Here is a 25,821-nt window from a genome sequence, read left to right as displayed (position 1 = left end):
GATCAGTCGTAGGGCCAGATCTGCTGGCCCAACGCCTCTATCGCCACCGAGATCCTCTCGAAGCTGTCCGCCGCACGTTTGACCATGGTGCGCGCCCGCAGATAGCCGTGCACAAGGCCGGGTTCATTGATGCAATGAGCCTGCCCACCTGCAGCCCTGATCTGTTCGCAATAGATCGCACCATCATCACGTAAGGGATCACAATCTGCAGTTACCACCACGGTCGGGGGCAGCCCCGAGAAATCCGTGTCATGCAATGGAGCAAATGTCGGGTCGTTTTCCGGCACATCTCCACCACAGCGCACCTTCTCGTAAAAACTTACATCTTCCAGCGTCAGCAAAGGCGCATGGGCATGTTCCTTATAGGAACCACGGGACGAATCTCCGCCCAAGCCTGGATAGATGAGGACCTGACCAAGAAGATTGTCGAACTGCGTCCGTCCGTGCTGTGAAACTGCGGCGGCCAGATTTCCACCCGCGCTGTCGCCCGCCAGAACGAAAGGGTCCTGGAACTCTTGCACCGCCCAGTTGGTTGCCGCCCAGCTATCGTGAAACTGGGCAGGATGAATATGTTCGGGGCTCAGGCGGTAATCCACGGCAATCACCCGATACCCAGTTTGTGCACAAAGTTCGGCACAGACATCGTCGTGACTGTCCAGTCCGCCGACGACAAACCCGCCTCCGTGGAAATAGATCACCGTCCGGCTTGGATTGCCTGCGGTGTAAATGCGAACAGGCACGCCATCGGCGCGCCTGTCTTCTGTTTCAACACCCATTGGGCGAGGCTGGCGAAAATCCTTGCACATTACGTCATAGACGCCGCGCTGATCTTCGATCGACAATTCGACCGCGTCATCAGGATAGCTTTCAGCCGTTCGTCTTATGAACGCCCAGGTTTCTTCATCAATCAGACGTTCATAGTCCATAGCCCCTCCGCGATCAGGCAGCCCACTCCCATGGCCGGGTGAACGATCCCAGCACTTTGCTGACATCGTCGTCCGAGGAACCGTTGGCGTCAAGCTGCGCGACAAGTCCGCGCTTTTTATCATCCAGAACCGAAACCACACGCGCAGCAACGCCTGCGTCTTCAAGCGCACCATTGTAGATGCGTGTGATCGCCTGCTTACGTAGCTCGGGCTTAAAGACTTTGCCCACTGCCGTCTTGGGCAGTTCGTCCAGAATTGTCATGTGCTTAGGTTGCGCGGCACGCTCGTGAACGTGAACTCTGCAGTATTCCATCAGCTCCTGCTCTGTCACACTGGCCCCAGAGACCAGTTCGACAAAGGCACAGGGCACTTCGCCCGCATGGGCGTCTGGTTGACCGATCGCACCGGCAAATGCCACGGCCTCATGCCCCAACAGCGCCTCTTCGATCTCGGCCGGGTCGATATTGTGCCCGCCGCGAATGATCAAATCCTTGGCACGACCGGTGATCCACAAATAGCCATCATCGTCAAACCGGCCCAAATCACCGGTGCGCAGATATTTGTCATAGTGGAACAGGCCCACGTTCTTTTCGACCTCTGTATACGTGTTGCCCGCAAATACGCCGGGGTTCGAGATACAGATCTCACCAATCTGATCAGTTCCACATTCGGTCGGACCGTCGGGCCCATCCTGCAGGATTTTCACATCCGTATAAGGGAACGGAACGCCAATCGAACCGATCTTCTTTTCGCCATCCACCGGGTTGCACGACACAAGGCAGGTGGCTTCGGTCAGGCCATAGCCTTCGACTATAGTGACGCCGGTGGCCTCTTCAAAGCGACGGAACAGTTCAACCGGCAAAGGAGCCGAGCCTGAGAAGGCCGTTTTCACTGACGAGATATCAGCGTCGACAGGGCGCTGCATTTTGGCAGAGATCGCTGTCGGAACCGTGATGATAAAGCTGACTTTCCAACGCTCGATCAGTTTCCAGAAATTGTCGAAAACGCCATCCCCGCGATATCCTTGAGGCGTCGGGAAGACCACATGCGCACCCGAACTCACCGCAGCCATGACGATCACATGCACAGCAAAGACGTGGAACATGGGCAGTGGGCACATGACCACATCGTTTTCGTCGAACAACAAGGTGCCACCACACCAGCCATTATAGATCAGGCCGGAATATTTGTGTTGTGCAACCTTGGGCATGCCGGTTGTACCACCAGTATGGAAATAGCACGCAACACGGTCTGATTTACTGTCTTCGAATGTCAGTGTCTTGGGCTGTTTCGCCAGCTCTTTGCTGAAATTCAAATAATCCGCATGAGCCAATTTAGCCTTGTCGCCCATTTTGGGACGCACAAGGGGCACGATCCACGATTTCGGAGGCGTCAGATAGCGATTCAGGTCGATTTCCAGAATTGTGTTCACACCGGGCGCGTGGCGTACGGCCTCTTCCACCTTCTGTGCAACATCGGCTTTGGGAAATGACTTTAGCGTCACAACAACCTTGGCTTTCGTCTCGCGCAAAATTGCTGCGATTTGCTCGGGCTCCAACAACGGGTTGATCGGGTTCACGATCCCTGCGACGGCCCCTCCCATGAGGGTCACCAGAGTTTCGTTGCAGTTGGGCAGCACATAGGCCACCACATCGTTTTCACCGATACCCAGAGATCTGAAAAGATTGGCGGCCTGATTGACCTTACCCAGCAGATCAGACCACGTCAGTGTCTCGGCCTTATCGGTTGGGCCGGAAAACAGCTGAAAGCTAATGGCCTTGTGGTCGGGGAACTTGGCCGCCGTTCGAGAAAGTAACTGATGAAAGGTTACCGGTACGTCTCGATCCTCCCACGGCATTTCATTTTCTATTCTTGCCTTATCGTCTAATCCCGCGAATGCCATTAGTTCCTCCCTGTACTTTTACTGCGTCACGCGCAGGCTCTCATCTAGGATGAAAGTAAAACCCGCTCATGTGCAAGTAAGGGCTTAACGGCAGAACAACCCAGAATGTAGAATGACGCTGGGGCGCAAAACAAAATATCTCGCCATCAGGTTACTCTGCTGCAACACCATCGGTAAATTGCAACCGTGCCAAACGCGCGTACAGCCCATCCTGCGATACCAGATCGTCATGCGTTCCCTGCGCAACGATCTGCCCGTTCTCCAGGACGATGATGCGGTCGGCTTTTTTCACGGTTGCCAATCTGTGCGCAACAATCAGCGTCGTCCGCCCTGCACGCAACCTGTCGACAGCCCCTTGCACAGCGCGCTCGCTTTCAGCGTCCAATGCCGATGTCGCCTCATCCAACAACAGGATCGGAGCATCGCGCAAAATGGCGCGGGCGATGGCGATCCGCTGTTTTTGTCCCCCGGACAACATGACGCCTCGCTCTCCTACAAAGCTGTCATAGCCTTCGGGCAGCGTCGAGATGAATTCGTGGGCCGCAGCTGCGCGGGCTGCGTCTTCAACCTCGGCATCCGTCGCATCGAGCCGCCCAAATCGGATATTTTCGCGCGCCGATGCGGCGAATATCGTGGGATCCTGAGGCACAAGTGCCATATGACGGCGGAAATTGGAACGATCCAAATCTCGCAGGTCAATGCCATCCAAACAAACGCGTCCCGAGTCAGGATCATAGAATCGCTGAATCATCTGGATCACAGTTGTTTTTCCGGCCCCCGAGGGGCCGACAAATGCGACGGTTTCCCCGGGGTTGACTGTCAGCGACAGTTCATTCAACGCCACGACATCCGGACGCGCCGGGTAGCGGAAAGTCACATCGTCGAACTGAATCTCGCCGCGCACGGGCGCGGGGAAAACTTGCGCCTGGCCGGGATCGTTCACGGTGTCCTGAGCATTCAACAACTCGACCAACCGCTCGGTCGCACCGGCCGCACGCTGCAATTCGCTCCAGATTTCGGACAGGGCCGCGACCGAACCGGCCATGATGATCGAATAGATCACGAACTGGATCAGAACGCCCTCGGTCATGACACCATTGCGGACATCATTCGCCCCCATCCACAACACGCCCACGATTCCGGAAAACACCAGGAATATAACGATGACGGTCAGCACGGCCCGGGTCTGAATTCGGCGCAGCGAGACAGTATAGGACGTTTCGGTCATCTCACCGAATTGATTTCGGCTGGCCTGCTCATGGGTAAAGGCCTGAACGGTTTGAACCGCGCTCAGCGCCTCGCCGGCATTGCCTGATGAGGCTGCGATCCAGTCTTGGTTTTCCCGGCTAATAACCCGCAGGCGCCGCCCCAATACCAGTATCGGAACCACAACCAGCGGAATCAGCAGCAAGACCATCCCGGTCAGCTTGGCCGAGGTCAGCAGCATCAGCACAAGCCCGCCCAGAAACATCAACATATTGCGTAGAGCGATCGAGACTGACGAGCCCAGCACGGATTGAATCAGCGTGGTGTCGGTGGTAATCCGGCTCAGCACCTCACCCGTCATGATACGTTCATAGAATTCGGGGCTCATCCCGATGACGCGATCAAAAACGGCTTTGCGGATATCGGCGACAACGCGTTCACCCAGGCGCGTAACAAGCGCGTAGCGGATGCCTGTTCCGACGGCCAGAATCGCGGCGATGCCCAGCGCCGCCAGAAAGTACCAATCCAGTAGCTCTCCGTCTTCGATCCGAAAGTTGTCGACCACACGGCGGACAGCCAAAGGCAATGTCAGCGTCATGCTGGCGGTCAGAACCAAGGCCAAAGAGGCCCCAATCATTTGCAATCGATAAGGCTTCATGAATGGCCAGAGCGAAGCCAGAACACCGATCTTCCTGGACCTGGCCCGTTCCTCAGCCGCACCGGGTGCGGGTTTTGCTGCTGGACTGGCTGAGACGGGTTTTGCCATGTCAGGCCCTTACATCGTGTTCGAATTCCGGTATCCCGCTTCTTGGCGTCTACAACCCGCCGGGTCAAGCGGTGCAGCCGAATGGCCCAAACGAAAGGCTATTTGACGCAGATTTCTGGGGCTGATTTGGAGCGGGCGGCGGGAATCGAACCCGCTTCATCAGCTTGGAAGGCTGAGGTAATAGCCAGTATACGACGCCCGCTCAGCGGTGGCTGGTTTATGCCATGCCCAAGGTGTCGTCAAGCACAGTTCGCACGCGAAATTCAAAATCATATGACACCCGGGGACGGACCCCGGCGCATCGGTAATCCCGGGGTCGTTTCGGCAGCGGGCGGCTTATTCAACGCGCGGCATTCGCCCATTCGCAAGATTCAAGATCCGCCGAAATACGGATCATGGATGCCAGATTCTTACTGGAAGATTCGGCCAAACCAATCAACTTCGCAGGATAGGTCGTTGCGGCGCTCAGCGCATCCTTCAGCGGGACACCGGCATTTTTAACAAGGATGCGAACAGCCGTCGTCAGATCCAGGTCAGCCCCTGCCAGCGTTCCATTTTCAAGCGTCAGGCGGCCATCCGTTCTGGTAATACGGCGCCCTTCAAGGTTGAATTCGGCATCCTCTGTTCCGGCAACAGCCATGGCATCGCTGACCAGAAATATCCGGGCCGGGCCGGTCTTTGCCGCCCATGCCGCCCGCATGACCTCAGGGTGTACGTGTATACTGTCGGCAATCAGACCCGCAGACAAACCCGCATTGGCCAGCGCCGCCCCCACAAGACCAGGCTCGCGGTTTCCAAGCTGGCTCATGGCGTTGAACAGATGTGTGACACAGCGCGCGCCCGCCGCAGCATAACGTTGACAGGTCGCAAAATCCGCATCGCTATGACCCAGAGACACCAGAATTCCGGCCTCAGCCAAAGAGGTAACCTGTCGCTCAGACACAGCTTCTGGCGCCAGGGTTACTTTAAGGCAAGGCAATCGGCTGGCCGCGGCTATCAGGGTGGTCAGATCCTCTTCATCCATCGGGCGGATCAGCGCGGCGTCATGCGCCCCTTTTCGCGCCAACGAAAGATGCGGTCCCTCCAGATGCAGTCCAGCGACACCGAGAACACCGACATCCACAGCCTTGATCGCGGCCTCTATTGCCTGCTGGGTCTTGGCCGCAGTGTCGGTAATCAGGGTGGGCAAAAAGGATGCGACGCCAAGCTTTCTATGCGCTTGAGAAATGCGCTGGATAGTCTCGACAGAAGGGTCATCGTTGAACATGACACTTCCGCCGCCATTGACCTGTAGGTCCACAAATCCGGGGCAGAGAATATCACCGTTCAGATCGACCTGCTGCCCGGCGATTTTGGTTCCGTCTGCCGGGGTGATCTCGGACAAATTACCTTGGCGAAACACAACCGCCTGCCCCTCCAGCAGGTGTGTGCCGTCGAAATAGGCGCCGTTTCTGAATACAACCGTCTCAGAGGTCATACAGTTTCCGTAACTTTCTTAAGGTGACGCGGGGCATCAGGGTCAATTCCGCGATTGCAGGCGACCGATTCAACCATGCTGTAGAACGATGTGATGGCGCTGATGGGATCGGTCAGCCAATGGTCCGTTCTGACGACCGGCAGAGGCTGCGCCCGTTTCACCGCCGATGTTGTGGCAAAAACGGTAGCCCCTTTTGCCGCCAACGCATCAGCCGCTTCTGCCGTTGTTTGTTCAGCGGCATCACTGGCAGCGAACACAATGGTTGGAAACCCTTCTTCAACGATTGAGACCGGCCCGTGCAGAACTTCTGCAGTCGAATAGCTCTCGGCGTGGATCTGGCAGGTCTCTTTGATTTTCAGCGCCGCTTCATTCGAGATCGCCAGCGATGGACCGCGACCCAAGGTAAACAGGGACCGGCCGGAAATCGCATTGGCGGCCGGGGTCCAGTCGCATTGGGCAGCCTTCCCAAGATACCCGGGCAGTGACCATATGGCCTGCTTCAGCTCTGCCTCATCCGCGATTTCCGCCAGCAACCACAGCCCCGCCACCAGAGACGTCACAAAGGTCTTGGTTGCTGCCACACTCAATTCCGGTCCCGCATGAAGAGGCAGGACGGCGTCCGTGGCATCTGCCAGGTGGGATTCCGTATTGTTCGTAATGGCGACCGTCACGGCACCAGATCGTTTCAGCGCGCGCGTCATGCCAACGATGTCCGGGCTTTGACCAGATTGCGACACCGATATGCTCAACGCACCCTGCGCCCGAAGCTCGGCACCATAGATCGAGTTGACCGAGGGCCCGACCGAGGCAACAGGAAGGTTCAGCAATAGTTCGCATGCATATTTCAGATAGGTGCAGGCGTGATCCGAAGATCCTCGCGCCACCGAGACCAGAAAACGCGGGTCTGCGTCGCGCGCCAACTGGGCAGCGTGGCGGATATTGTCAGCCCCATTGCTTAGCAATCGGTCTACGGCATCAGGAATTTCCAGAATTTCCTGACGCATCTTCGAGAGTTCTACGGACATCTAGTTCCGTCCTTTCAGGTTACAACCGCAATTCAGCGACAAAATCATACGCATCGCCGCGATAAAGCGAGCGTGTCAGTTCGGCGACGCGTCCGTTTCTGAGAAAAGAAACACGTTCAATATTCAGCCCGGCGGCTCCCTCGGGAACATCAAGAAGTTCAGCCTCACGCGCGGCCAAATTCAGGGCCGAGATCTTCTGAACCGCCCGAACAGGACGGCGGCCCAGCCGATCCAAGACCTCGTACAGAGAGGTGGTCACCTCGATCGGGTTCGGCAGGATATCCAAAGGTAACGCCGCTTTTTCCAGCGCCAATGGACGGCCATCGGCTTCGCGCAATCGGTAGATACGAGAGATTTGCTCACCCTCGGACAAGCTCAAGGCGGCAATCTCTTCTTGGGTCGGCGCAAAGACCCCCCGCTCCAGCCATTTCGACGCGGTTTTCATTCCACGGCTGGACATGTCTTCGGTGAACGAAGTCAGATGTGTCAGCGATTGTTCGACCCGTGGGATGCGCTCGCGGATGAACGAGCCCGAGCCCTGGCGCTGTTCGATCACGCCCTCTTGGACAAGCTCTTGAATCGCCTTTCTCACGGTGACGCGCGAAAGGTCCGTGATCTCGACAAGTTCTCTCTCGGACGGAAGCGACGATTTGGGGGGCAGAACACCCGTATCAATGCCCTCCTGCAGCCTTCGCCGTAGTTGGACATATCGCGGCCCATTATCAGCGGTCAGCCAGGAATCCGAACGCAAAAAATCAGCAATGCTCATGTTCGACCTCCTTTGCCAAGGCGAGCGCCCCGTCGAGCGGTTCTCCTAACGGCGCGCGCAGGTCGGATTGCATGTTTTCGGGCAGATACGACGCGTATTGACCACCAATACCGCCCGTCAGACACAGCGCGGCTCCCGGGCTCCACCCCAAATGCGTGGCGGTATCCGCCAGATAGGCAGCACCTGCCCGCATGATTTGTTGCGCAACCACGTCGTCATCTTGGGCAGCCATGGTCACTTTTGGTGCAATCGCTCCAAACTGCGCAGGGTCTGCAGCCCCTGCAAAACGAACGATCCCGGCAGGTCCGTCATGTTCGGACAGCAAAGTGGTCAAAAGGTCCGAACGGGTCTGCGTTCCATCAGACGCACGCAATGCCAAGGACAATGCCATCCTTCCAACCCACTGGGCCGAGGCTTCATCCCCCAAGACCGAGCCCCAGCCACCGGCAAAGCGCATGTCTCTACCAGTTTGTCTGGCCAGAAATGAGCCTGTACCACAATGGGCAATCAGCCCGTCCTGCGCACCCAGTGCCCCGCGCAAGGCAGCGGGACGATCATCCTCTATCCGGGCGTGCTTTAGACCAAGCGCATCCCTCAAACGAGTTGAGATCGCCTGATCCGTGATCCCAGCTAAACCAACAAAGGCAGGACTTGCCAACAAGCCCTCAACCCCGATGCCAAGCTTGCCAGACAGCTGGTCCAACCCCAGCTTTATCTGTGAAACGCCAGCCTGAAAATCAGTCGAGACGTTTGCAGCGCCAACTTCAACGCTGTGAGCGATTCCAGCAACCTCACAGGCCACACGACAGCGCGTTCCACCGCCATCAACGGCCAATACAGCATTATGCAGGGACTCAATCATGACAATACCAATACAATACCTATTTGATTTAGAAAAGCCTAGATTTTGGCGCTACTCGCAAATATTGCAGTTTTTCCTATAAGAACAGCACAAAACCTTCACTGAAAAGAAAATGTTGGACAGGTGGTATTAAATAGGTATTGTAATCGGGAAACCTGGGAGGGGATTCTCTTGACGCTGCCGTCAACCGAACAACTGCACCGCGACGCCACCAGCCTGAGCCGCGAAGACCTGACAGGGTCGGCGCTGTTGCTGGCCGAGGGGCAGATCGCTGCGGCAGCGGCGGTGCGCTCGGCCACACAGGCTATTGCATTGGGCGCCGCTGCGATGGCCAGGACGATCCGGTCGGGCGGCATGTTGCACTATGTTGCGGCAGGCTCGTCCGGTTTGATGGCGGCGGCTGACGCGCAAGAGCTGGGCGGAACATTCTCGATCACGCCAGACCAGTTGCGAATCCATATGGCTGGTGGTCTTCCGACGGGTGTCGAGATGTCGGGTGATTCCGAAGACGCCGACGGTGACCTGCGTGAAGCGCTGAACAGTTTGTCAGCCCGGGACACGGTGATCGCCGTATCCGCAAGCGGGTCGACCCCCTACACGATGACAGCCGCAAGCATCGCCCGTGCAAAAGGCGCGACCTTGATCGGCATCGCCAATAACGCCAACAGTCCCCTGCTGACACAGACCAACATCCCGATCCTGCTAGCCACCCCGCCCGAACTGATTTCGGGATCAACGCGGATGGGCGCGGGAACGGCGCAAAAGATCGCTTTGAATATGCTGTCGTCGCTGATGGCGCTGGACCTTGGCCACGTACATGGCGGCATGATGGTCAACCTGCGCGCGGACAATGACAAACTGCGCGCCCGCGCGGCCGGAATCGTAACCCGCATTGCCGAGGTGGACACAGACGCAGCAAAGCGCGCACTGGAAGCAACACGCGGTGATGTGAAGCCCGCCGTGCTTGTCGCCGCAAAAGGTGTTTCGGCATCCGAAGCCACTGAACGCCTACGAACATCAGACGGAATCCTAACGGCCGCACTGGCCATAGAATAATAACCATCAATCGGGAGAATATGGATGACTAAGAATAGCTTGAAACTTGCTCTGCTGGGCACGACGTTGATGGCGTCGGCTGCCTATGCGGAAGATGTGACCCTGACCATCGAAAGCTGGCGAAATGACGACCTGACCCTATGGCAGGACCAGATCATCCCTGCGTTTGAGGCCAAACACCCCGGCATCAAAGTGCAATTCACACCCTCGGCCCCGGCGGAATACAACGCCGTACTGAATTCGAAACTGGATGCGGGATCGGCGGGTGACCTGATCACCTGTCGACCGTTCGACGCATCGCTGGCCCTGTATGAGGCCGGTCATCTGAGCGACCTGTCCGGTGTCGAAGCGATGAACAACTTCTCGGATGTCGCCAAGTCGGCCTGGCAAACGGATGACGGCTCGGCCAGTTTCTGCGTTCCGATGGCGTCGGTGATCCACGGGTTCATCTATAACAAGGACGCGTTTGCCGAACTGGGTATCGAAGTTCCCACAACCGAGGACGAGTTCTTTGCCGCCCTCGACAAGATCAAGGAAGACGGCACTTATATCCCGATGGCGATGGGCACCAACGACCAGTGGGAAGCCGCCACTATGGGCTACAACAACATCGGTCCGAACTATTGGAAAGGCGAAGAGGGCCGCCAGGCGCTGATCGCGGGCGAGCAAAAGCTGACCGATGAAGCCTGGACCGCCCCCTATGCCACCCTGGCCCGTTGGGGCGCTTATCTGGGTGACGGATATGAGGCGCAGACTTATCCCGACAGCCAGAACATCTTTACCCTGGGTCGCGCAGCCGTCTACCCTGCGGGATCCTGGGAAATTTCGGGCTTCAATGCGCAGGCCGATTTCGAAATGGGCGCCTTTAAGCCGCCAGTCCAGAATGCGGGCGATACCTGCTATATCTCGGACCACACCGACATTGGCATTGGTATGAATGCGGCCACCGCGAATCCCGAAGCTGCCGAGACGTTCCTGGCCTGGGTCGCAAGCCCGGAATTCGCCGAAATCTTCGGCAACGCCCTGCCTGGCTTCTTCCCGCTCTCGAACACTCCGGTCGAGCTGCAGGACCCGCTGGCCAAGGAAATCGTAGGCTGGCGCGAAGAGTGTGAATCGACCATCCGCTCGACCTATCAAATCCTGTCGCGTGGCACACCGAACCTTGAAAACGATACCTGGGGCGCTTCTGTTGCTGCCATCAAAGGTGCAAAATCCCCCGAGGAACTGGGTGTCGAACTGCAGGAAGGCCTGGCCTCCTGGTACGCTCCGCATCAATAAGCTGATCTATACCCGGGCGGTGCCGACCGCCCGGGTAACTCCGACACCCCTTTGAAAGCAATCCCATGACCCGCCCCCGCATCCGCTGGCATATCGTTGTATTTCTGGCACCTGCCGTACTCGTCTATACCGCTGTGATGATTTTCCCGCTGTTCAACACACTGCGCCTTGCACTGTATACAGAGGTTGATCAGGCTCGCGTGTTTGTCGGATTGCAGAATTTCCGGACCCTGTTTTTCGATCCCAACTGGTCGGATCAATTCTGGAATGCTCTGGGTAATAATTTTTGGTTCTTCCTGATCCATATGTTGGTTCAGAACCCGATCGGCATCGCGCTGGCCGCCCTTCTCAGCCACCCCCGCCTACGGTTTGCCGCCCTGTATCGCTCGGCGATCTTTATTCCTACGATCCTCAGCTTTGTGATCGTGGGCTTTGCCTGGAAACTGATCCTGTCGCCGATCTGGGGCATTGCGCCTTCGATGCTGGATGCTGTTGGGCTTAAGTCCCTCTTTGCACCGTGGTTGGGCAAAGAGGAATACGCACTGACCACGCTGGCGCTGATCTCGGTCTGGCAGTTCGTAGGCATCCCGATGATGCTGATCTATGCCGCCCTGCTGACCATCCCCGAAGAAATCCTTGAGGCCGGAGAGATCGACGGCATCACCGGGGCCTCGGCCTTCTGGAAGATCAAACTACCGCTGATCCTGCCGTCGATCGGGATCATCTCGATCCTGACCTTTGTGGGCAATTTCAACGCATTCGACCTGATCTATGCCTCACAAGGCGCGCTGGCGGGGCCAGATTTCTCAACCGATATTCTAGGTACTTTCATGTATCGCACATTCTTCGGCTTCCAGTTGCAACTAGGCGACCCGCATATGGGATCGGCCATCGCCGGGGCCATGTTCGCAATCATCCTGGTGGGCGTCTGTATCTATCTGTTCGGCATCCAGACCCGGATGCGCCGGTATCAACTGTGAGGGCCAAGTGATGAACAAAGCACGCCATAACCCCCTCAACACCGTAGCGATGCACGCTGGGCTGATCCTGTATACACTGATCGCTCTGTTCCCGGTCTTTGTGATCCTGATCAACAGCTTCAAAACCCGCCGATCGATCTTTCGCGAACCGCTGGCCCTGCCCAACGCAGACAGTTTTTCGCTGATCGGCTATGAGACGGTGATGAAGCAGGGGGATTTCTTCCTCTACTTTCAGAACTCGATGATCGTCACCGTGGCGTCCCTGTTCTTTATCCTGCTGTTCGGTGCCATGGCGGCTTATGCGCTGTCCGAGTACCAGTTCAAAGGCAACCTGCTGATGGGCCTATATCTGGCACTGGGGATCATGATCCCGATCCGCATCGGCACCGTCGCAATCCTTGAGATGATGGTGGCGACCGGGTTGGTGAACTCACTTTGGGCGCTGATCCTGGTCTATACGGCACAGGGTTTGCCGCTGGCGGTGTTTATCCTGTCTGAATTCATGCGGCAGGTCAGTGATGATCTTAAGAATGCCGGGCGCATTGATGGGCTGTCGGAATATACGATCTTCTTCCGCCTGGTGCTGCCACTGGTGCGGCCCGCCATGGCGACGGTGGCGGTGTTCAACATGATCCCGATCTGGAACGACCTTTGGTTCCCGCTGATCCTAGCCCCCGCTGAGGAGACCAAGACCCTGACGCTGGGCAGCCAGGTCTTTATCGGTCAATTTGTCACCGACTGGAACGCGGTCCTGTCAGCCTTGTCGATGGCAATCCTGCCGGTCCTAGTTCTCTATGTCATATTCTCACGCCAGCTGATCCGCGGCATCACGTCAGGGGCCGTCAAATGACACGTGTTCTGATCGCAGGTCTTGGCAATATGGGGTTCAGCCACGCGCTGGCCCATCACCATCACCCCGACGCCCAAATCGTGGCGTTGGTGAACCGCTCGGGGCACGTTGAGTACCCTGATCTTGCCGAATACCCGGCCTATTCCGATTTCGAAACCGCGCTGGCCGAAACAAACCCGGATCTAGTCGTGATCGCCACCTATTCCGACAGCCATGCGGATTATGCCTGTGCGGCGATGGAAGCCGGGGCGCATGTCTTTGTAGAGAAACCGCTGGCCACCAATGTCGCTGATGCGCGCCGCGTGGTCGAAACCGCCACCCGGCTGAACCGCAAGCTGGTTGTTGGCTACATCCTGCGCCACCACCCCTCGTGGGTGCGGCTGATTGCCGAGGCCCGCAACCTGGGTGGGCCTTATGTATTCCGCCTGAACCTGAACCAGCAATCCAGCGGCGCGGAATGGGAGACGCATAAAGCGTTGATGCAGACCACCTCGCCCATCGTGGATTGCGGCGTTCACTATGTCGATGTGATGTGCCAGATCACCGATGCCCGGCCCGTCCGTGTCCACGGAATGGGTCTGCGCCTATCCGATGAGATCGCGCCCGACATGTACAACTACGGGCAGTTTCAGGTGGTTTTCAATGACGGCTCGGTCGGCTGGTATGAGGCCGGCTGGGGCCCGATGATGTCGGAAACCGCGTTCTTCGTGAAAGATATAGTGTCGCCCAACGGCTCGGTCTCGATCACCGACGGGAACAAGGGCGCCTCGGCGGATATCGACGGCCATACAAAGGTTGGCGGTCTGCTAGTCCACACACCGCAAGGCGACCACACAATCGACATGCCCGGTGAACCCGGTCACCAGGAACTCTGCGATGCCGAACAGGGCTATATGCTGCGCGCCATCGCCGAAGACATAGACCTGACGCGTCATATGAATGACGCTGTCCAATCCCTTGCCATTTGCCTGGCCGCAGATGAAAGCATCCGCACTGGCCAGCCCGTTTCCTTTGAGGAGCAAGCGACATGACCGCCCTGACGCTGAACAAAATCAATAAATCCTTCGGCAATGTGCATGTCCTAAAAGACATCACGCTTGAGGTCGAAGACGGCGAGTTTGTCGTCTTTGTCGGCCCTTCTGGTTGCGGCAAGTCTACTTTGCTACGGGTGATTGCCGGGCTCGAGGATGCATCGTCCGGTGAGATCAACATTGGCGGGCAGCAGGTCAATCTGGTGCCGCCATCCAAGCGCGGCATTGCGATGGTATTCCAAAGCTATGCGCTCTATCCCCACCTCAGCGTTCGGGGCAATATGACCCTTGCACTGAAGCAGGAAAAGCAGCCCAAATCGGAAATCGAAGGCCGCGTGGCCAAAGCCAGCCGGATGCTGAACCTCGAGCCCTATCTGGATCGCTTCCCCTCGGAATTGTCGGGCGGTCAGCGTCAGCGGGTTGCCATTGGCCGCGCCATCGTGCGCGAACCCAAACTGTTCCTGTTTGATGAGCCCCTGTCCAATCTGGATGCCGCGCTGCGCATGAACACGCGGATCGAGATCGCCAATCTGCATCGCGCACTGGACGCCTCGATGATCTATGTCACCCATGACCAGACCGAGGCCATGACGCTCGCCGACAAGATCGTTGTCCTGCGCGACGGCCGGGTGGAACAGATCGGCAGCCCGATGGAGCTGTATAACAACCCCACGAACCAGTTCGTGGCCGGGTTCCTCGGCTCTCCGTCAATGAATTTCCTGCCGCAGGGGTTGCTGAACGAAAGCGGTCAGAACACGATTGGCATCCGGCCCGAGGACCTGTTTGTTGCAGATGACGGACCACTCACCGCGCGTGTCAGCCATGTTGAGAAGCTGGGCGGAGACACAAATGTCATCGCGCAGATCAACGAACACGCCATAACCGCCCGGCTGTTTGGCCAGCATGCGATATCCGAAGGGCAGGAATTGCGTTTCGCCTATTCTCCGGACAAGGCCTATCGGTTCAATGCGGACGGTCAGCGCCTTACCTGACCGCTTTTCCTGTCAAAAAGCCAATAAAAACAAGATGTGATCAGCCCGTTTTGACGGGCTGATCACATCGGCGTATCCTTACGCATCCCGAGTAAATCTGTTTCCTGAGTATCCCGGCGCCATCGTTAATGGTGCTGTTATCACCCTGTCACAAATGCCCCCTAAATGCGTTTCATCGACTTTTCACCGACAGCCAGGAGCAATCCATGAAAGACGTTGACCCTACCACACTTTCCGCCGACGACTGGGACGAGCTGCATTTCCCCCGCCCTGAAGAAAACGACTTTGACCGTGTCGTCGAAAGCGCCATTTCCCGCCGTGGATTTCTGTCCGGCGTCGTGGCCTTCGGCTCTGGCGCGGCTGCGTTGGGAACCGGCCTGCTTGGCTCGACCTCGGCGCAGGCACAAGCAGCATCCCGGTTCGCTTTCACCCCGATTGCCGCACAAACTGATGGCACCGTCCATGTGCCTGAAGGGTTTGAGTGGAAGATCTTGATGCGCTGGGGCGATCCGCTGTTTTCGGATGCCGATGGCTATGACCTCGCCGAGGGCGGCCCGGTCGAGAACTCGGACCGCATCTTTGGCGAGAATACCGACGGCATGGAGACCTTTACCTTCCAAGGTCATGAGCTGATTGCGATCAATCACGAATATCCGAACGGTAAAATCAACCTGCCCGCTGCGCAGGAAGGTGTTCCGGCCAGTGCTGACGACGTGCGCAAACTGCAGAACCTGCAGGGTGTGACGGTGATGGAAATCACCGAAGGCCCCGAAGGTTGGTCCGTGGTCAAGGACAGCCCGTTCAACCGGCGCATCCACCACAACACTGAGATGAACATCGTCGGCCCCGCTGCCGGCCACGACCTGCTGAAGACCGAGGCCGACCCGACCGGCACAACCTCGCTGGGCACCATGAACAACTGTGGTGCAGGCAAGACGCCCTGGGGCACGTATCTGACCTGCGAAGAGAACTTTAACGGCTATTTCGGGTCCAGCGACGAAAACGCCAGCTACGATCAAAAGGTCGCGGACGGCTTCAAGCGCTATGGCGTCAAAGCCGAAAGCTGGAATGGCTACGAACTGTTCGATCCGCGGTTCGACACCTCCAAAAACCCAAACGAGCCGCACCGAGTGGGATGGATCGTTGAAATCGACCCGACCAAACCGGACAGCACCCCGGTCAAACACACCGGTCTTGGCCGTTTCAAGCATGAGAATGCCGAGGTGACTCTGGCCGCTGATGGCCGCGTGGTTGTCTATATGGGTGATGATGAGCGGGGCGAGTATCTGTACAAATTCGTCTCGAACGGCACCTATCAGCCCGGCGGCGAAACCCAGAATCTGTTGAACGACGGCACGCTTTATGTGGCGAAATTCGATGACGACATGACAGGCACCTGGCTGCCGCTGACGCCGGATGCAACCGGCATGGATGCGGCGGATATTGCGATCTTCACCCGATTGGCGGCATCCAAGGCGGGTGGCACGACCATGGATCGCCCTGAATGGGTGGCGTCCAGCCCGGTAGCGGTCGAAGCCTATTGCTGCCTAACCAACAACAAGAACCGCGGCGTGAAACCAAATGCCGGGGGAGACGACACGTCGACCAATGGCCCCAACCCGCGTGAGGCCAATAAATATGGCCAGATCGTTCGCTGGAAACCGGACAACGACGACCACGCAGCCGACGCGTTCGTTTGGGATCTCTATGTCATGGCGGGTAATCCGACAGTGCATTCTGACGCCCGCGCCGGATCGGCCAATGTGAACGAGGGCAACCTGTTCAACTCACCCGACGGAATGACCATTGACTCGACTGGTCTGGTCTGGATCCAGACCGACGGCAATGACGACAACGAAGAAGACTTTGCAGGCCACGGCAACAACCAGATGCTGGTCGGTGATCCGGTCACGGGCGAAATCGCCCGCTTCATGACCGGTCCAAACGGGTGTGAGGTCACGGGGCTGGCTTGGTCCAGCGATCTGCGCACCATGTTTGTCGGCATTCAGCATCCCGGCAGCGAATGGCCGGATGGAGGCACGCCGCGCTCATCGGTGATCACGATCAAGCGCACCGATAACGGGCTGGTCGGTTAAGCTGTTCCAGATTGTCCCCGGTCCTATGGATCGGGGACATCTATTCCTCAGATATCCTTACCTGGCGGCTCCAACGGTCCGCCCGGAGCCATCAGGTGGCGCTCGGACAGCCAGGGGTTAAGCTCCAAGGCATGTGACAGTGCCGCACGGGCTTCATCAATCCGATGCAAGCCAAGCAGCGTCAGGGCGCGCCCGCTGATCGCCGCGACATGGTTCGGAGACAGCTCGATCGCCTTGTCCAGATCCGGCAGTGCAGATGCGAAATCCTGGCTAAGATAATATGCAAAGGCGCGCTGATTGTACCCCTCGGCATAGTGCGGGCAGTATTCGATGAGCTTGTCAAACTCCTCGATGGCGCCCCGAAGGTCCCAGCCACTGCGGCGGGTCATGCCCCGGTCCAGAACGGCCTGCGCAACAGCGTCGGGCGCATCGGTCCAGAACTCCCATAATTGATTGGAAAATGTCTGGGCTTCGGCCTCGTTTCCAACATCCTGAATTTGCGCGATTACGGCCGAGATGCTTTCGGTATGATCCGGCGAGGACGGGCATTCTTCAGACCAGGCGACACCAGGAGGGGCCACCAACACTAGCAGAGGGAACACAAAACGCTTCATACGCGTATGGTGACGCGCTTGCGCAATTCGTCAACCCACCCTGTCCAAAGCGCCTGAAACAACGGTTTCCTTAACTGCCTCCATCGCCACAAAGGTCGAGGTATTCGCCACATGCGGAAGCGAGGATATCTTCTCAGCCAAAACGGCGCGGTATTCCGACATTGAACCAGTGCGGATTTTCAGCAGATAGTCGAAATTCGACGCGATCATATGGGCTTGCTCGATTTCGGGCACCTTGCGGACTGCGGCGTTAAACTCGGCCAGTGCCTTCTCTCTTGTGTCGGTCAGGCGCACCTCGACAAAAGCCACATGGTCCAGCCCCAGTCGGATCGGGTCCAGTAAGGCGCGATACCCGGTGATCACCCCGCTAGCCTCAAGTCGCTTTAGACGCGCCTGGGTTGGGGATTTCGACAGCCCGATCCGCCGCGCTAGGTCGGCAACTGATATGCGCCCATCCTCTGAGAGAATCGCCAAGATCGCTCGATCAAACCGATCCAAATCCGGAAAGCTCATTTGCACGGCATTATCCCCTAAATACAGTCCATCCGACCAGATGAATTAAAAAATACGGCAATCGTCCTGAGAAATCGACATTATATTCAACAAAAGCCTGGAGGATTCATGTCACACAGCCTGAGCACCCATATCGACAGCCAAACCTACGCTGATCAAACCGCCGTTCTCGACAATCTTATCGATCATGCCGCGCTGTCTGAAACTGATCGAGCCCAAATCTGTGCGGCAGCCGCCCAGCTTGTGCGTGATATTCGATCCAGTACATCGCCGGGCATGATGGAGGTGTTTCTGGCCGAATATGGCCTGTCTACCGATGAGGGCGTGGCGCTGATGTGTCTGGCCGAAGCGCTGCTGCGCGTGCCGGATGCCGACACGATCGATGCTCTCATCGAAGACAAGATCGCGCCGTCCGACTGGGGCAAGCATCTTGGGCAATCCTCCTCGCCGCTGGTGAATGCCTCGACTTGGGCGCTGATGCTGACCGGTAAAGTCCTCGACGACGGCAAGCCCTCGCCTGTCAGTGCCCTGCGAGGTGCGATCAAAAGACTGGGTGAACCGGTTATCCGCACGGCCGTCGGGCGCGCAATGAAGGAAATGGGTCGTCAGTTCGTGCTGGGCGAGACCATCCAGTCGGCCATGGAACGTGCCAGCGGGATGGAGGCCAAGGGCTATACCTATTCCTACGATATGCTGGGTGAAGCCGCACGGACCGAGGCCGACGCGGCCCGATATCATTTGTCTTATTCCCGTGCCATCACCGCCATTGCAGAGGCCTGCACCCATGATGACATTCGGGCCAATCCGGGCATCTCGGTCAAGCTGTCGGCGCTGCACCCCCGGTATGAGCTGGCCCAGGAACAGCGTGTGATGGCCGAGCTTGTCCCCCGCCTGCGCGCCCTGTGCCTTTTGGCCAAAGCCGCTGGCATGGGCCTGAATATCGACGCCGAAGAGGCCGACCGCCTGTCGCTGTCCCTGCAGGTCATCGAAGCGGTGATGGCCGAGCCTGCACTCGCAGGATGGGACGGGTTCGGAATTGTGGTTCAGGCCTATGGTCCGCGTGCTGGAATCGCACTGGACGCGCTCTATGGAATGGCCGAGCGTTATGACCGCAAACTGATGGTGCGGCTGGTCAAAGGCGCCTATTGGGATACCGAGATCAAGCGCGCTCAGGTAGAAGGCGTCGAGGGTTTTCCGGTGTTTACCAGCAAGGCCGTGACCGATGTTTCCTATATTGCTAATGCGCGAAAATTGCTGGGCATGACCGACCGGATTTATCCGCAGTTTGCCACCCATAACGCCCATACGGTCAGTGCAATTCTGCAAATGGCAACTGATCAGCCTTTCGAATTTCAGCGGCTGCACGGGATGGGAGAAACCCTGCACCATCTGGTTAAGGGCGCAAACAACACACGCTGCCGCATATACGCGCCTGTCGGGGCCCATCGTGACTTGCTGGCCTACCTGGTGCGGCGACTGCTTGAGAATGGTGCGAACTCTTCATTCGTGAACCAAATCGTGGATGATACTGTTCCCCCGGAGGAGGTTGCAGCCGATCCGTTTCTCACTCTCCTCGAACCGGCACGCGCCATTCCAACCGGACCCGAACTGTTTCAACCCGAGCGGCCCAATTCGCAGGGGTTTGACTTGCGGCACATTCCCACTTTGGACCGGGTCAATGCCGCGCGGGAGGCGTTTCGGACGCATCACTGGTATGCGCGCCCGTTGTTGTCCGGCGATGCGCGGCCCGATGACGATCAGCCCATCGTCAACCCAGCACAGTCGCGGGATCGCCCCGGTGCTGTTGCCCCGGCCAGCGCACAAGATGTCGAGCTTGCTTTGACTGCAGCCACCCCCTGGCAGGTAGTGGCAGATCAACGCTCGCAGGTTCTGAATGCCGCCGCCGACCTTTACGAGACCCATTTCGGTGAGCTTTTCGCCCTGCTGGCCCGTGAGGCTGGTAAGTCCCTGCCCGATGCAGTCGCCGAACTGCGCGAGGCGGTAGATTTCCTGCGCTATTATGCGGCGAATATACCCGACGCAGAACCAGCGGGTGTGTTCACCTGCATCAGCCCGTGGAACTTTCCGCTGGCCATTTTCACCGGTCAAATATCCGCTGCTTTGGCCACTGGGAATGCGGTATTGGCAAAGCCGGCACCGCAGACACCATTGATCGCGCATCGCGCCGTTGAATTGCTGCACGAGGCCGGAGTGCCACGCAGCGCGCTACAGTTGCTGCCGGGCGGTCCATCGGTGGGCGCAGCCCTGACCTCGGACACGAGGGTGTCGGGAGTGGCCTTTACCGGCTCGACCGGGACCGCCCTGAAAATCCGTGCGGCCATGGCCGGAAACTTGCGACCGGGAACGCCTCTGATCGCGGAAACCGGTGGCTTGAATGCGATGATCGTGGACAGCACCGCCCTGCCCGAACAGGCGGTTCAGTCGATCATCGAAAGCGCATTCCAATCAGCGGGACAAAGGTGCTCGGCGTTGCGCTGTCTTTATGTCCAAGAAGACATTGCCGATGATCTTCTGACCATGCTGACAGGGGCCATGGACGCGCTGCTGGTTGGCGATCCCTGGTTGATTTCAACCGATTGCGGTCCCGTGATCGACGAAGATGCACGCCTTGGTATCGCTGATCACATCGCATTGGCACGGTCCGAAGGGCGTGTCCTGAAAGAGATGTCCGTCCCCGGCGACGGCACGTTCATCGCCCCAACCCTTATCGAAATCCCCGGCATTGCCGAGTTGGAGCGCGAGGTGTTTGGCCCCGTCCTGCATGTAGTGCGGTTCAATTCCTCGGAGTTGGATCAGATCATCGCCGATATCAACGCCACAGGATATGGGCTGACCTTTGGCCTGCACACACGGATCGACGACCGCGTTCAGCACATCACCGAAGCTGTTCATGCCGGAAACATCTACGTCAATCGCAACCAGATCGGCGCCATAGTTGGATCGCAACCCTTTGGCGGCGAGGGTCTGTCGGGGACCGGCCCAAAGGCGGGCGGGCCGAACTACCTGACCCGCTTCTGCGCCCCGGACCGGCAGGTCAGTCCCGAGCAATGGTCCACCGATATGACCGATCTACCATTGCCAGAAGGAAAATCTGCTGAGATCAGGGCGCGGTTGCTGCCCGGTCCGACGGGTGAATCGAACCGCCTGAGTGAATTCTCACGCGCACCGCTATTGTGTATGGGTCCCGGAGTTGAAGCCGCACAAGCGCAGGCCAACGCGGTCAAAGCACTGGGCGGGCGGGCTATCACTGCTATCGGCGCGTTAGACCTGCACCGGCTTGAAAACCTGACTGGCTTCTCGGGCGTATTGTGGTGGGGCAACGACGCAACCGGTCAGGAAATCGAGCGTCATCTGTCCCGGCGTGCAGGCCCGATCATCCCTCTGATCCCCGGCCAGCCAGATCGCACCCGCGTTCTGGGAGAACGACATGTCTGTGTCGACACCACTGCTGCGGGTGGGAATGCCGCATTGCTGGGGGGTGCGGCCTAAACAGGCCTTGACGCTGGGCAGCCAACCGCCCAGCGTCGCACCATGTTTCCAATTCGTGACCATAACCCTTCGGGACGCACACCGTATGTCATCTATCTGTTGATGGCTGCAAATATCCTGATTTTCCTCAGCTATGCGGGAAGCATGGAGAACCAGCGGCTGATCACCCAGCTGTATACCGACTATGCGGTGGTGCCCGCCCGGATTACGGACGGCTATACGCTTGAGACCCTCGTGACCTCGATGTTCCTGCATGGCGGCTGGATGCATCTGGCAGGAAACATGCTGTTCCTGTGGATCTTCGGCGACAACCTCGAAGACGAGATGGGCCACCTGCCCTTTCTGCTGTTCTATCTTGCCGCCGGTATCGGGGCCGGTCTGATCCACGTCGTCACAGCGCCACAATCTCTGGTCCCTACGATTGGTGCGTCTGGCGCAATAGCTGGCGTCATGGGTGGCTATTTGTTGATGTTCCCCAAAGCGCGCGTGGACATCCTGCTTGTTCTGGTGATCTATTTCCGTGTCTTCTCGATCCCGGCGTTTGTCATGCTAGGCGTGTGGCTGGGTATGCAGTTCATTGGAAGCCTGTCCAGCAACCCCGACGAGGGCGGCGTCGCCTATTGGGCCCATACCGGGGGCTTCCTTGTTGGTTTGCTCTTGTGCATACCCCTTTGGTTGCGGCGCGGCGCGAGTGACTATTGGAACCGCACCCATGGGCATCCGCCCCATCCAGAGCACGAATACAAGCTGTCACAATCCCGCATCCCCCGCATCCCGCGCCGGTAAGCGCCCACCGCTGAGCAAGGTAACCTCTTGCGCGGCGGCTTGTACCAATCGGCCTAATTCCGGCGCGCGTTCAGTGCTGAACCGGGCGGTAGGGCCAGATACGGAAATGCCCGCACAGGGTTCCCCCCGGTCGTTGAAGATGGCCGCACCGATGCATGACATCCCCTCGTATCGTTCCTCCCGATCATGCGACCACCCGCGGGCCCGGGTCTGATCCAGATCGCTTTGCAGTGCATCGCCGGGCACCAGTGTTTGAGGCGTGAAGACCTTTGTGTCCAACGTGCCCAGCGCTTTGATCAATGCAGCCTCGTTCAACGCGGCCAAGATCGCCTTACCGGTGCCCGAGGCATACATCGGTGTCCGCGCGCCCGGTGGAAAAAAAGCCCGGATCGGATTGGCCGTTTCGACCTGCCCCACAAACACCACTTCGGCCCCGTCCGGAACGGCCAGATTCGCCGTTTCGCCGCTATCCTGCATCAGCCGGCGTAAAATGGGCCTTCCGATTTCGATAACACCATTACGGCGTAGAAAGGACGCTCCGGTGCGATAGGTCTCGATCCCGATCATCCATTCTTGACGCTCTTCATCAAAGGCGACGAAACCGTGCTTCTGCAGCGTCACCAGAATTCGGTGTGTTGTTGCCGTGGGCACATCAACTTCGCGCGCCAAATCGCTGAGTGCTGCGCGTTCCAGACGGGCCACTGTGGTCAAAACGCTCAGCGCCCGATCCAGCGATTGCATGGTCCCGGCCGAGCTTTCCTTGAACAGCGATTTTGGTCTGCCGCGTGGCCTTTTCTGCGTTTCCATCCCAGGCATTTCCTTTCAGCTGTCCAGAGTTTCTCGCGTCCGGATTTCTTGCACGTAAAAATGAAAAACGGAAAAGTTTAATATATCAGTAGCTTAATATTTATCTTCAATAAATGAAAATATTTTTCAAGAAAATTGCGTAATGCAGCTTTTTCCCGGACACTTATCTCCAAAGCAGAGGAACAAGCCATGTCGAACCAAAACCCGGTTTTCATTCCCGGCCCGACCAACATACCTGATAGACTGCGCCTTGCCATGCAGGTTCAGACGCAGGATCATCGCGCGCCGGACTTTGTCCAGACATTTGCACCCGTACTGGAAGACACCAAGAAGGTCTTTGATACCGCTGCGGCCCAGATCGTTACCTTTCCCGCCAGCGGCACAGGTGGATGGGAGGCTGCAATCACCAACACGCTCAGCCCAGGTGATAAGGTCCTGATTGCGCGCTATGGCGTTTTCAGCCACCGCTGGATTGATCTGTGCACACGTCACGGGCTTGACGTTCAGGTCATCGACTGTCCTTGGGGCAGCGGCGCTCCCGCTGACCAATTTCAGACGGTTCTGACTGGGGACAAAGCGCATGAAATTCGCGCCGTTCTGGTCACTCATAATGAAACGGCGACAGGGGTGCTTTCGGATATCGGGGCTGTAAGACGGGCGATGGATGCCGCCAATCATCCGGCGCTTTTGATGGTGGACTGCGTCAGCTCTTTGGCCTCTGTACCGTTCGAGTTCGACCGCTGGGGCGTCGACATCGCGGTTTCGGGATCGCAGAAGGGATTCATGCTGGCCACTGGCATGGCCATCCTTTGCGTCAGCCAGAAAGCGCTGGACGCGATGGAAACCGCAGAGCTGCACCGGACCTTTTTCGATTTCCGGGATATGATGGCGGCCAATGCGACCGGAGGGTTTCCCTATACACCACCTCTGCAACTGATCTACGGGCTGCGTGAAAGCCTGAAGATGCTGTTTGAAGAAGGCTTACCGAATGTTTACGCCCGTCATCATCGGCTTGCCGAGGGTGTCCGGCGCGCCGTCGATGCTTGGGGGCTGGAACTGGTTGCTCAATCGCCAGACCTTTACTCGGACACGGTCAGCGCAATCTACGTGCCCGAAGGGTTCGACAGCAACATTCTGACCGACCATGCCTTTAACACCTACGGGATGTCCTTTGGTGTTGGCTTGGGCCAGTTGCACGGCAAGGCGTTCCGTATTGGGCATCTGGGCAGTCTGACAGATGCGATGGTCCTGTCCGGACTCTGTACGATCGAGATGGCAATGGCCGATCTAAGCTATCCGATCACGTTGGGCTCTGGCGTCGCCGCAGCCCAGGAACACTTTCGCGCCACACCCGGCAACCGAACCGAGGCCGCGGCGTAAGGAGAATGACAATGTTGGATCACCCCTCTGCCGCGGATCTGACGATCGAGGACATGCGTGTCGCGCATGATCGGATCAAACCGCATATCCGCCGAACTCCGGTCATGGTTTCGGACCACCTGAATGACCTGACCGGCGCGCAGCTGTTCTTCAAATGCGAAAATTTCCAAGAAGCCGGGGCCTTTAAGGTGCGTGGGGCCTGCAACGCTGTATTCGGCCTTGCAGACCATTTGATGCCCAAGGGTGTCTGCACGCATTCCAGCGGCAACCACGCCTTGTCTTTGTCTTATGCGGCCGGCCGCCGCGGTATTCCGTGCAACGTGGTCATGCCGCGCACAGCCCCGCAGGCCAAGAAGGATGCAGTTCGCCGATATGGCGGTACAATCACCGAATGTGACCCTTCGACAAGCTCGCGCGAAGCAACATTTGCCGAGGTTCAGGCCCGAACCGGTGGCGAATTTGTTCACCCCTATAACGACCCGCGTGTGATTACCGGTCAGGCCACCTGCTCCGCCGAACTGCTGGAACAGACTGGTGGTATGGACGCCGTTATCGCGCCCATCGGCGGTGGCGGCATGATTTCAGGCACCTGTCTGACGGTTTCGAACCTTGCGCCCGAGACCGCAATTTATGCAGCGGAACCGGAACAGGCGGATGACGCTTACCGGTCATTCAAGGCCGGTCATATCATCGCAGACGACGCACCCAAGACAGTTGCGGATGGGCTGCTGGTGCCCCTGAAAGAAAACACCTGGCATTTCGTATCCAACCACGTGACCGATATTTTTACCGCCTCGGAAGAGGAAATCATCGAAGCGATGAAACTGACCTGGAAGCACCTGCGCGTGGTGATGGAGCCGTCTTCGGCGGTTCCTCTGGCAACCATTTTGAAGAACCCAGAGGTTTTCCAAGGCAAGCGCATTGGGGTCATCGTGACCGGTGGCAATGTAGACCTGGACAAACTGCCCTGGCTGAAAGGGTAAGGAGAAACAAC

The 25,821-nt window shown here is 57.9% G+C and carries 21 protein-coding genes and 1 tRNA gene; 11 read left to right on the top strand and 11 right to left on the bottom strand.

Annotated elements, in window-relative coordinates; all coding sequences use genetic code 11:
• Window positions 1–2: 2 nt before the first annotated feature.
• The 8 genes from AC2FGB_RS09195 to AC2FGB_RS09160 all read right to left on the bottom strand — a co-directional run bounded on the left by AC2FGB_RS09195 (window position 3) and on the right by AC2FGB_RS09160 (window position 8,934).
• Window positions 3–926: an alpha/beta hydrolase gene (locus AC2FGB_RS09195; RefSeq protein ID WP_496693854.1), complete on the bottom strand. Its 924-nt coding sequence runs from the start codon at window positions 924–926 to the stop codon at window positions 3–5.
• Window positions 927–939: 13 nt separating this feature from the next.
• A complete protein-coding gene (locus AC2FGB_RS09190) occupies window positions 940–2,829 on the bottom strand; it encodes an acyl-CoA synthetase (RefSeq protein WP_142636690.1) in 1,890 nt (629 codons plus the stop codon).
• A 151-nt stretch (window positions 2,830–2,980) separates the two neighbouring features.
• Window positions 2,981–4,801: an ABC transporter transmembrane domain-containing protein gene (locus tag AC2FGB_RS09185; protein ID WP_496689641.1), complete on the bottom strand. Its 1,821-nt coding sequence runs from the start codon at window positions 4,799–4,801 to the stop codon at window positions 2,981–2,983.
• 127 nt (window positions 4,802–4,928) lie between these two features.
• Window positions 4,929–5,003: transfer RNA gene (locus AC2FGB_RS09180), tRNA-Gly, on the bottom strand.
• Window positions 5,004–5,141: 138 nt separating this feature from the next.
• A complete protein-coding gene (nagA, locus tag AC2FGB_RS09175; protein WP_282027563.1) occupies window positions 5,142–6,278 on the bottom strand; it encodes an N-acetylglucosamine-6-phosphate deacetylase in 1,137 nt (378 codons plus the stop codon).
• The gene (locus AC2FGB_RS09170) at window positions 6,275–7,303 is read right to left on the bottom strand and encodes an SIS domain-containing protein (protein WP_271949347.1); all 1,029 of its coding nucleotides are present in this window, start codon (window positions 7,301–7,303) and stop codon (window positions 6,275–6,277) included. The genes nagA and AC2FGB_RS09170 overlap by 4 nt, the downstream gene beginning before the upstream one ends.
• Window positions 7,304–7,322: 19 nt before the next feature.
• Window positions 7,323–8,072: a GntR family transcriptional regulator gene (locus AC2FGB_RS09165; protein ID WP_271949346.1), complete on the bottom strand. Its 750-nt coding sequence runs from the start codon at window positions 8,070–8,072 to the stop codon at window positions 7,323–7,325.
• Entirely contained in the window at window positions 8,059–8,934 is an 876-nt protein-coding gene (locus tag AC2FGB_RS09160; RefSeq protein ID WP_496689635.1) for a glucosamine kinase nucleotide-binding domain-containing protein, read from the bottom strand. The genes AC2FGB_RS09165 and AC2FGB_RS09160 overlap by 14 nt, the downstream gene beginning before the upstream one ends.
• Window positions 8,935–9,105: 171 nt before the next feature.
• Here AC2FGB_RS09160 and AC2FGB_RS09155 point away from each other — a divergent pair, with 171 nt between their 5' ends.
• The 7 genes from AC2FGB_RS09155 to AC2FGB_RS09125 all read left to right on the top strand — a co-directional run bounded on the left by AC2FGB_RS09155 (window position 9,106) and on the right by AC2FGB_RS09125 (window position 17,217).
• Window positions 9,106–9,990, top strand: coding sequence for an N-acetylmuramic acid 6-phosphate etherase (locus AC2FGB_RS09155; RefSeq protein WP_496693855.1), 885 nt, complete (start codon window positions 9,106–9,108; stop codon window positions 9,988–9,990).
• 24 nt (window positions 9,991–10,014) lie between these two features.
• On the top strand, window positions 10,015–11,268 hold the full coding sequence (locus tag AC2FGB_RS09150; protein ID WP_281994953.1) for an ABC transporter substrate-binding protein: 1,254 nt from the start codon (window positions 10,015–10,017) through the stop codon (window positions 11,266–11,268).
• Between the two features lie 65 nt (window positions 11,269–11,333).
• A complete protein-coding gene (locus AC2FGB_RS09145) occupies window positions 11,334–12,248 on the top strand; it encodes a carbohydrate ABC transporter permease (RefSeq protein ID WP_142636674.1) in 915 nt (304 codons plus the stop codon).
• 10 nt (window positions 12,249–12,258) lie between these two features.
• Window positions 12,259–13,098: a carbohydrate ABC transporter permease gene (locus AC2FGB_RS09140; protein ID WP_271949335.1), complete on the top strand. Its 840-nt coding sequence runs from the start codon at window positions 12,259–12,261 to the stop codon at window positions 13,096–13,098.
• Entirely contained in the window at window positions 13,095–14,129 is a 1,035-nt protein-coding gene (locus AC2FGB_RS09135) for a Gfo/Idh/MocA family protein (RefSeq protein ID WP_496693856.1), read from the top strand. Before AC2FGB_RS09140 ends, AC2FGB_RS09135 begins: the two co-directional genes overlap by 4 nt.
• Complete coding sequence (locus tag AC2FGB_RS09130; RefSeq protein WP_496693857.1) at window positions 14,126–15,121, top strand: ABC transporter ATP-binding protein; 996 nt, start codon at window positions 14,126–14,128, stop codon at window positions 15,119–15,121. The genes AC2FGB_RS09135 and AC2FGB_RS09130 overlap by 4 nt, the downstream gene beginning before the upstream one ends.
• Window positions 15,122–15,327: 206 nt before the next feature.
• A complete protein-coding gene (locus AC2FGB_RS09125; protein WP_496693858.1) occupies window positions 15,328–17,217 on the top strand; it encodes a PhoX family protein in 1,890 nt (629 codons plus the stop codon).
• Between the two features lie 47 nt (window positions 17,218–17,264).
• Here the strand turns inward: AC2FGB_RS09125 and AC2FGB_RS09120 are convergent, their stop codons facing one another.
• Together AC2FGB_RS09120 and AC2FGB_RS09115 are read right to left on the bottom strand one after the other, a co-directional pair.
• Entirely contained in the window at window positions 17,265–17,831 is a 567-nt protein-coding gene (locus tag AC2FGB_RS09120; protein WP_496689625.1) for a tetratricopeptide repeat protein, read from the bottom strand.
• 30 nt (window positions 17,832–17,861) lie between these two features.
• Window positions 17,862–18,344 carry an Lrp/AsnC family transcriptional regulator gene (locus AC2FGB_RS09115; protein WP_142636662.1) on the bottom strand — a complete coding sequence of 161 codons (483 nt, stop codon included), beginning with the start codon at window positions 18,342–18,344 and terminating at the stop codon, window positions 17,862–17,864.
• Window positions 18,345–18,452: 108 nt separating this feature from the next.
• On the opposite strand from AC2FGB_RS09115, the gene putA reads away from it, so the two are divergent.
• Complete coding sequence (putA, locus tag AC2FGB_RS09110) at window positions 18,453–21,854, top strand: bifunctional proline dehydrogenase/L-glutamate gamma-semialdehyde dehydrogenase PutA (protein ID WP_496693859.1); 3,402 nt, start codon at window positions 18,453–18,455, stop codon at window positions 21,852–21,854.
• Window positions 21,855–21,896: 42 nt separating this feature from the next.
• Window positions 21,897–22,640 (top strand): rhomboid family intramembrane serine protease, encoded by a 744-nt coding sequence (locus tag AC2FGB_RS09105; protein WP_281972692.1) that lies wholly within the window; start codon window positions 21,897–21,899, stop codon window positions 22,638–22,640.
• On the opposite strand, the gene AC2FGB_RS09100 is transcribed toward AC2FGB_RS09105, so the two are convergent.
• Window positions 22,605–23,447 (bottom strand): IclR family transcriptional regulator, encoded by an 843-nt coding sequence (locus tag AC2FGB_RS09100; RefSeq protein WP_496693860.1) that lies wholly within the window; start codon window positions 23,445–23,447, stop codon window positions 22,605–22,607. The genes AC2FGB_RS09105 and AC2FGB_RS09100 overlap by 36 nt on opposite strands.
• A 189-nt stretch (window positions 23,448–23,636) precedes the next feature.
• Between AC2FGB_RS09100 and bhcA the strand changes: the two genes are divergently transcribed.
• Both bhcA and bhcB read left to right on the top strand, forming a co-directional pair.
• The gene (gene bhcA / locus AC2FGB_RS09095) at window positions 23,637–24,827 is read left to right on the top strand and encodes an L-aspartate--glyoxylate aminotransferase BhcA (RefSeq protein ID WP_281994957.1); all 1,191 of its coding nucleotides are present in this window, start codon (window positions 23,637–23,639) and stop codon (window positions 24,825–24,827) included.
• A gap of 11 nt (window positions 24,828–24,838) precedes the next feature.
• Window positions 24,839–25,810: a beta-hydroxyaspartate dehydratase BhcB gene (gene bhcB / locus AC2FGB_RS09090; protein WP_281972689.1), complete on the top strand. Its 972-nt coding sequence runs from the start codon at window positions 24,839–24,841 to the stop codon at window positions 25,808–25,810.
• The last annotated feature ends 11 nt before the right edge of the window (window positions 25,811–25,821 follow it).

The sequence above is a fragment of the Ruegeria sp. CDSC021 genome (assembly GCF_059610845.1).
This window is presented reverse-complemented; position numbering and strand designations above follow the sequence as displayed.

Excerpts from the sequence above, each read along its gene's own strand:
- AC2FGB_RS09115 (WP_142636662.1), bottom strand. The coding sequence starts at position 18,344 with ATGAGCTTTCCGGATTTGGATCGGTTTGATCGAGCGATCTTGGCGATT.
- AC2FGB_RS09135 (WP_496693856.1), top strand. The coding sequence starts at position 13,095 with ATGACACGTGTTCTGATCGCAGGTCTTGGCAATATGGGGTTCAGCCAC.
- AC2FGB_RS09185 (WP_496689641.1), bottom strand. The coding sequence starts at position 4,801 with ATGGCAAAACCCGTCTCAGCCAGTCCAGCAGCAAAACCCGCACCCGGT.
- AC2FGB_RS09130 (WP_496693857.1), top strand. The coding sequence starts at position 14,126 with ATGACCGCCCTGACGCTGAACAAAATCAATAAATCCTTCGGCAATGTG.
- bhcB (WP_281972689.1), top strand. The coding sequence starts at position 24,839 with ATGTTGGATCACCCCTCTGCCGCGGATCTGACGATCGAGGACATGCGT.
- nagA (WP_282027563.1), bottom strand. The coding sequence starts at position 6,278 with ATGACCTCTGAGACGGTTGTATTCAGAAACGGCGCCTATTTCGACGGC.
- AC2FGB_RS09120 (WP_496689625.1), bottom strand. The coding sequence starts at position 17,831 with ATGAAGCGTTTTGTGTTCCCTCTGCTAGTGTTGGTGGCCCCTCCTGGT.
- AC2FGB_RS09150 (WP_281994953.1), top strand. The coding sequence starts at position 10,015 with ATGACTAAGAATAGCTTGAAACTTGCTCTGCTGGGCACGACGTTGATG.
- AC2FGB_RS09105 (WP_281972692.1), top strand. The coding sequence starts at position 21,897 with ATGTTTCCAATTCGTGACCATAACCCTTCGGGACGCACACCGTATGTC.
- AC2FGB_RS09160 (WP_496689635.1), bottom strand. The coding sequence starts at position 8,934 with ATGATTGAGTCCCTGCATAATGCTGTATTGGCCGTTGATGGCGGTGGA.
- AC2FGB_RS09165 (WP_271949346.1), bottom strand. The coding sequence starts at position 8,072 with ATGAGCATTGCTGATTTTTTGCGTTCGGATTCCTGGCTGACCGCTGAT.
- AC2FGB_RS09195 (WP_496693854.1), bottom strand. The coding sequence starts at position 926 with ATGGACTATGAACGTCTGATTGATGAAGAAACCTGGGCGTTCATAAGA.
- AC2FGB_RS09170 (WP_271949347.1), bottom strand. The coding sequence starts at position 7,303 with ATGTCCGTAGAACTCTCGAAGATGCGTCAGGAAATTCTGGAAATTCCT.
- AC2FGB_RS09140 (WP_271949335.1), top strand. The coding sequence starts at position 12,259 with ATGAACAAAGCACGCCATAACCCCCTCAACACCGTAGCGATGCACGCT.
- bhcA (WP_281994957.1), top strand. The coding sequence starts at position 23,637 with ATGTCGAACCAAAACCCGGTTTTCATTCCCGGCCCGACCAACATACCT.
- AC2FGB_RS09190 (WP_142636690.1), bottom strand. The coding sequence starts at position 2,829 with ATGGCATTCGCGGGATTAGACGATAAGGCAAGAATAGAAAATGAAATG.
- putA (WP_496693859.1), top strand. The coding sequence starts at position 18,453 with ATGTCACACAGCCTGAGCACCCATATCGACAGCCAAACCTACGCTGAT.
- AC2FGB_RS09100 (WP_496693860.1), bottom strand. The coding sequence starts at position 23,447 with ATGGAAACGCAGAAAAGGCCACGCGGCAGACCAAAATCGCTGTTCAAG.
- AC2FGB_RS09125 (WP_496693858.1), top strand. The coding sequence starts at position 15,328 with ATGAAAGACGTTGACCCTACCACACTTTCCGCCGACGACTGGGACGAG.
- AC2FGB_RS09145 (WP_142636674.1), top strand. The coding sequence starts at position 11,334 with ATGACCCGCCCCCGCATCCGCTGGCATATCGTTGTATTTCTGGCACCT.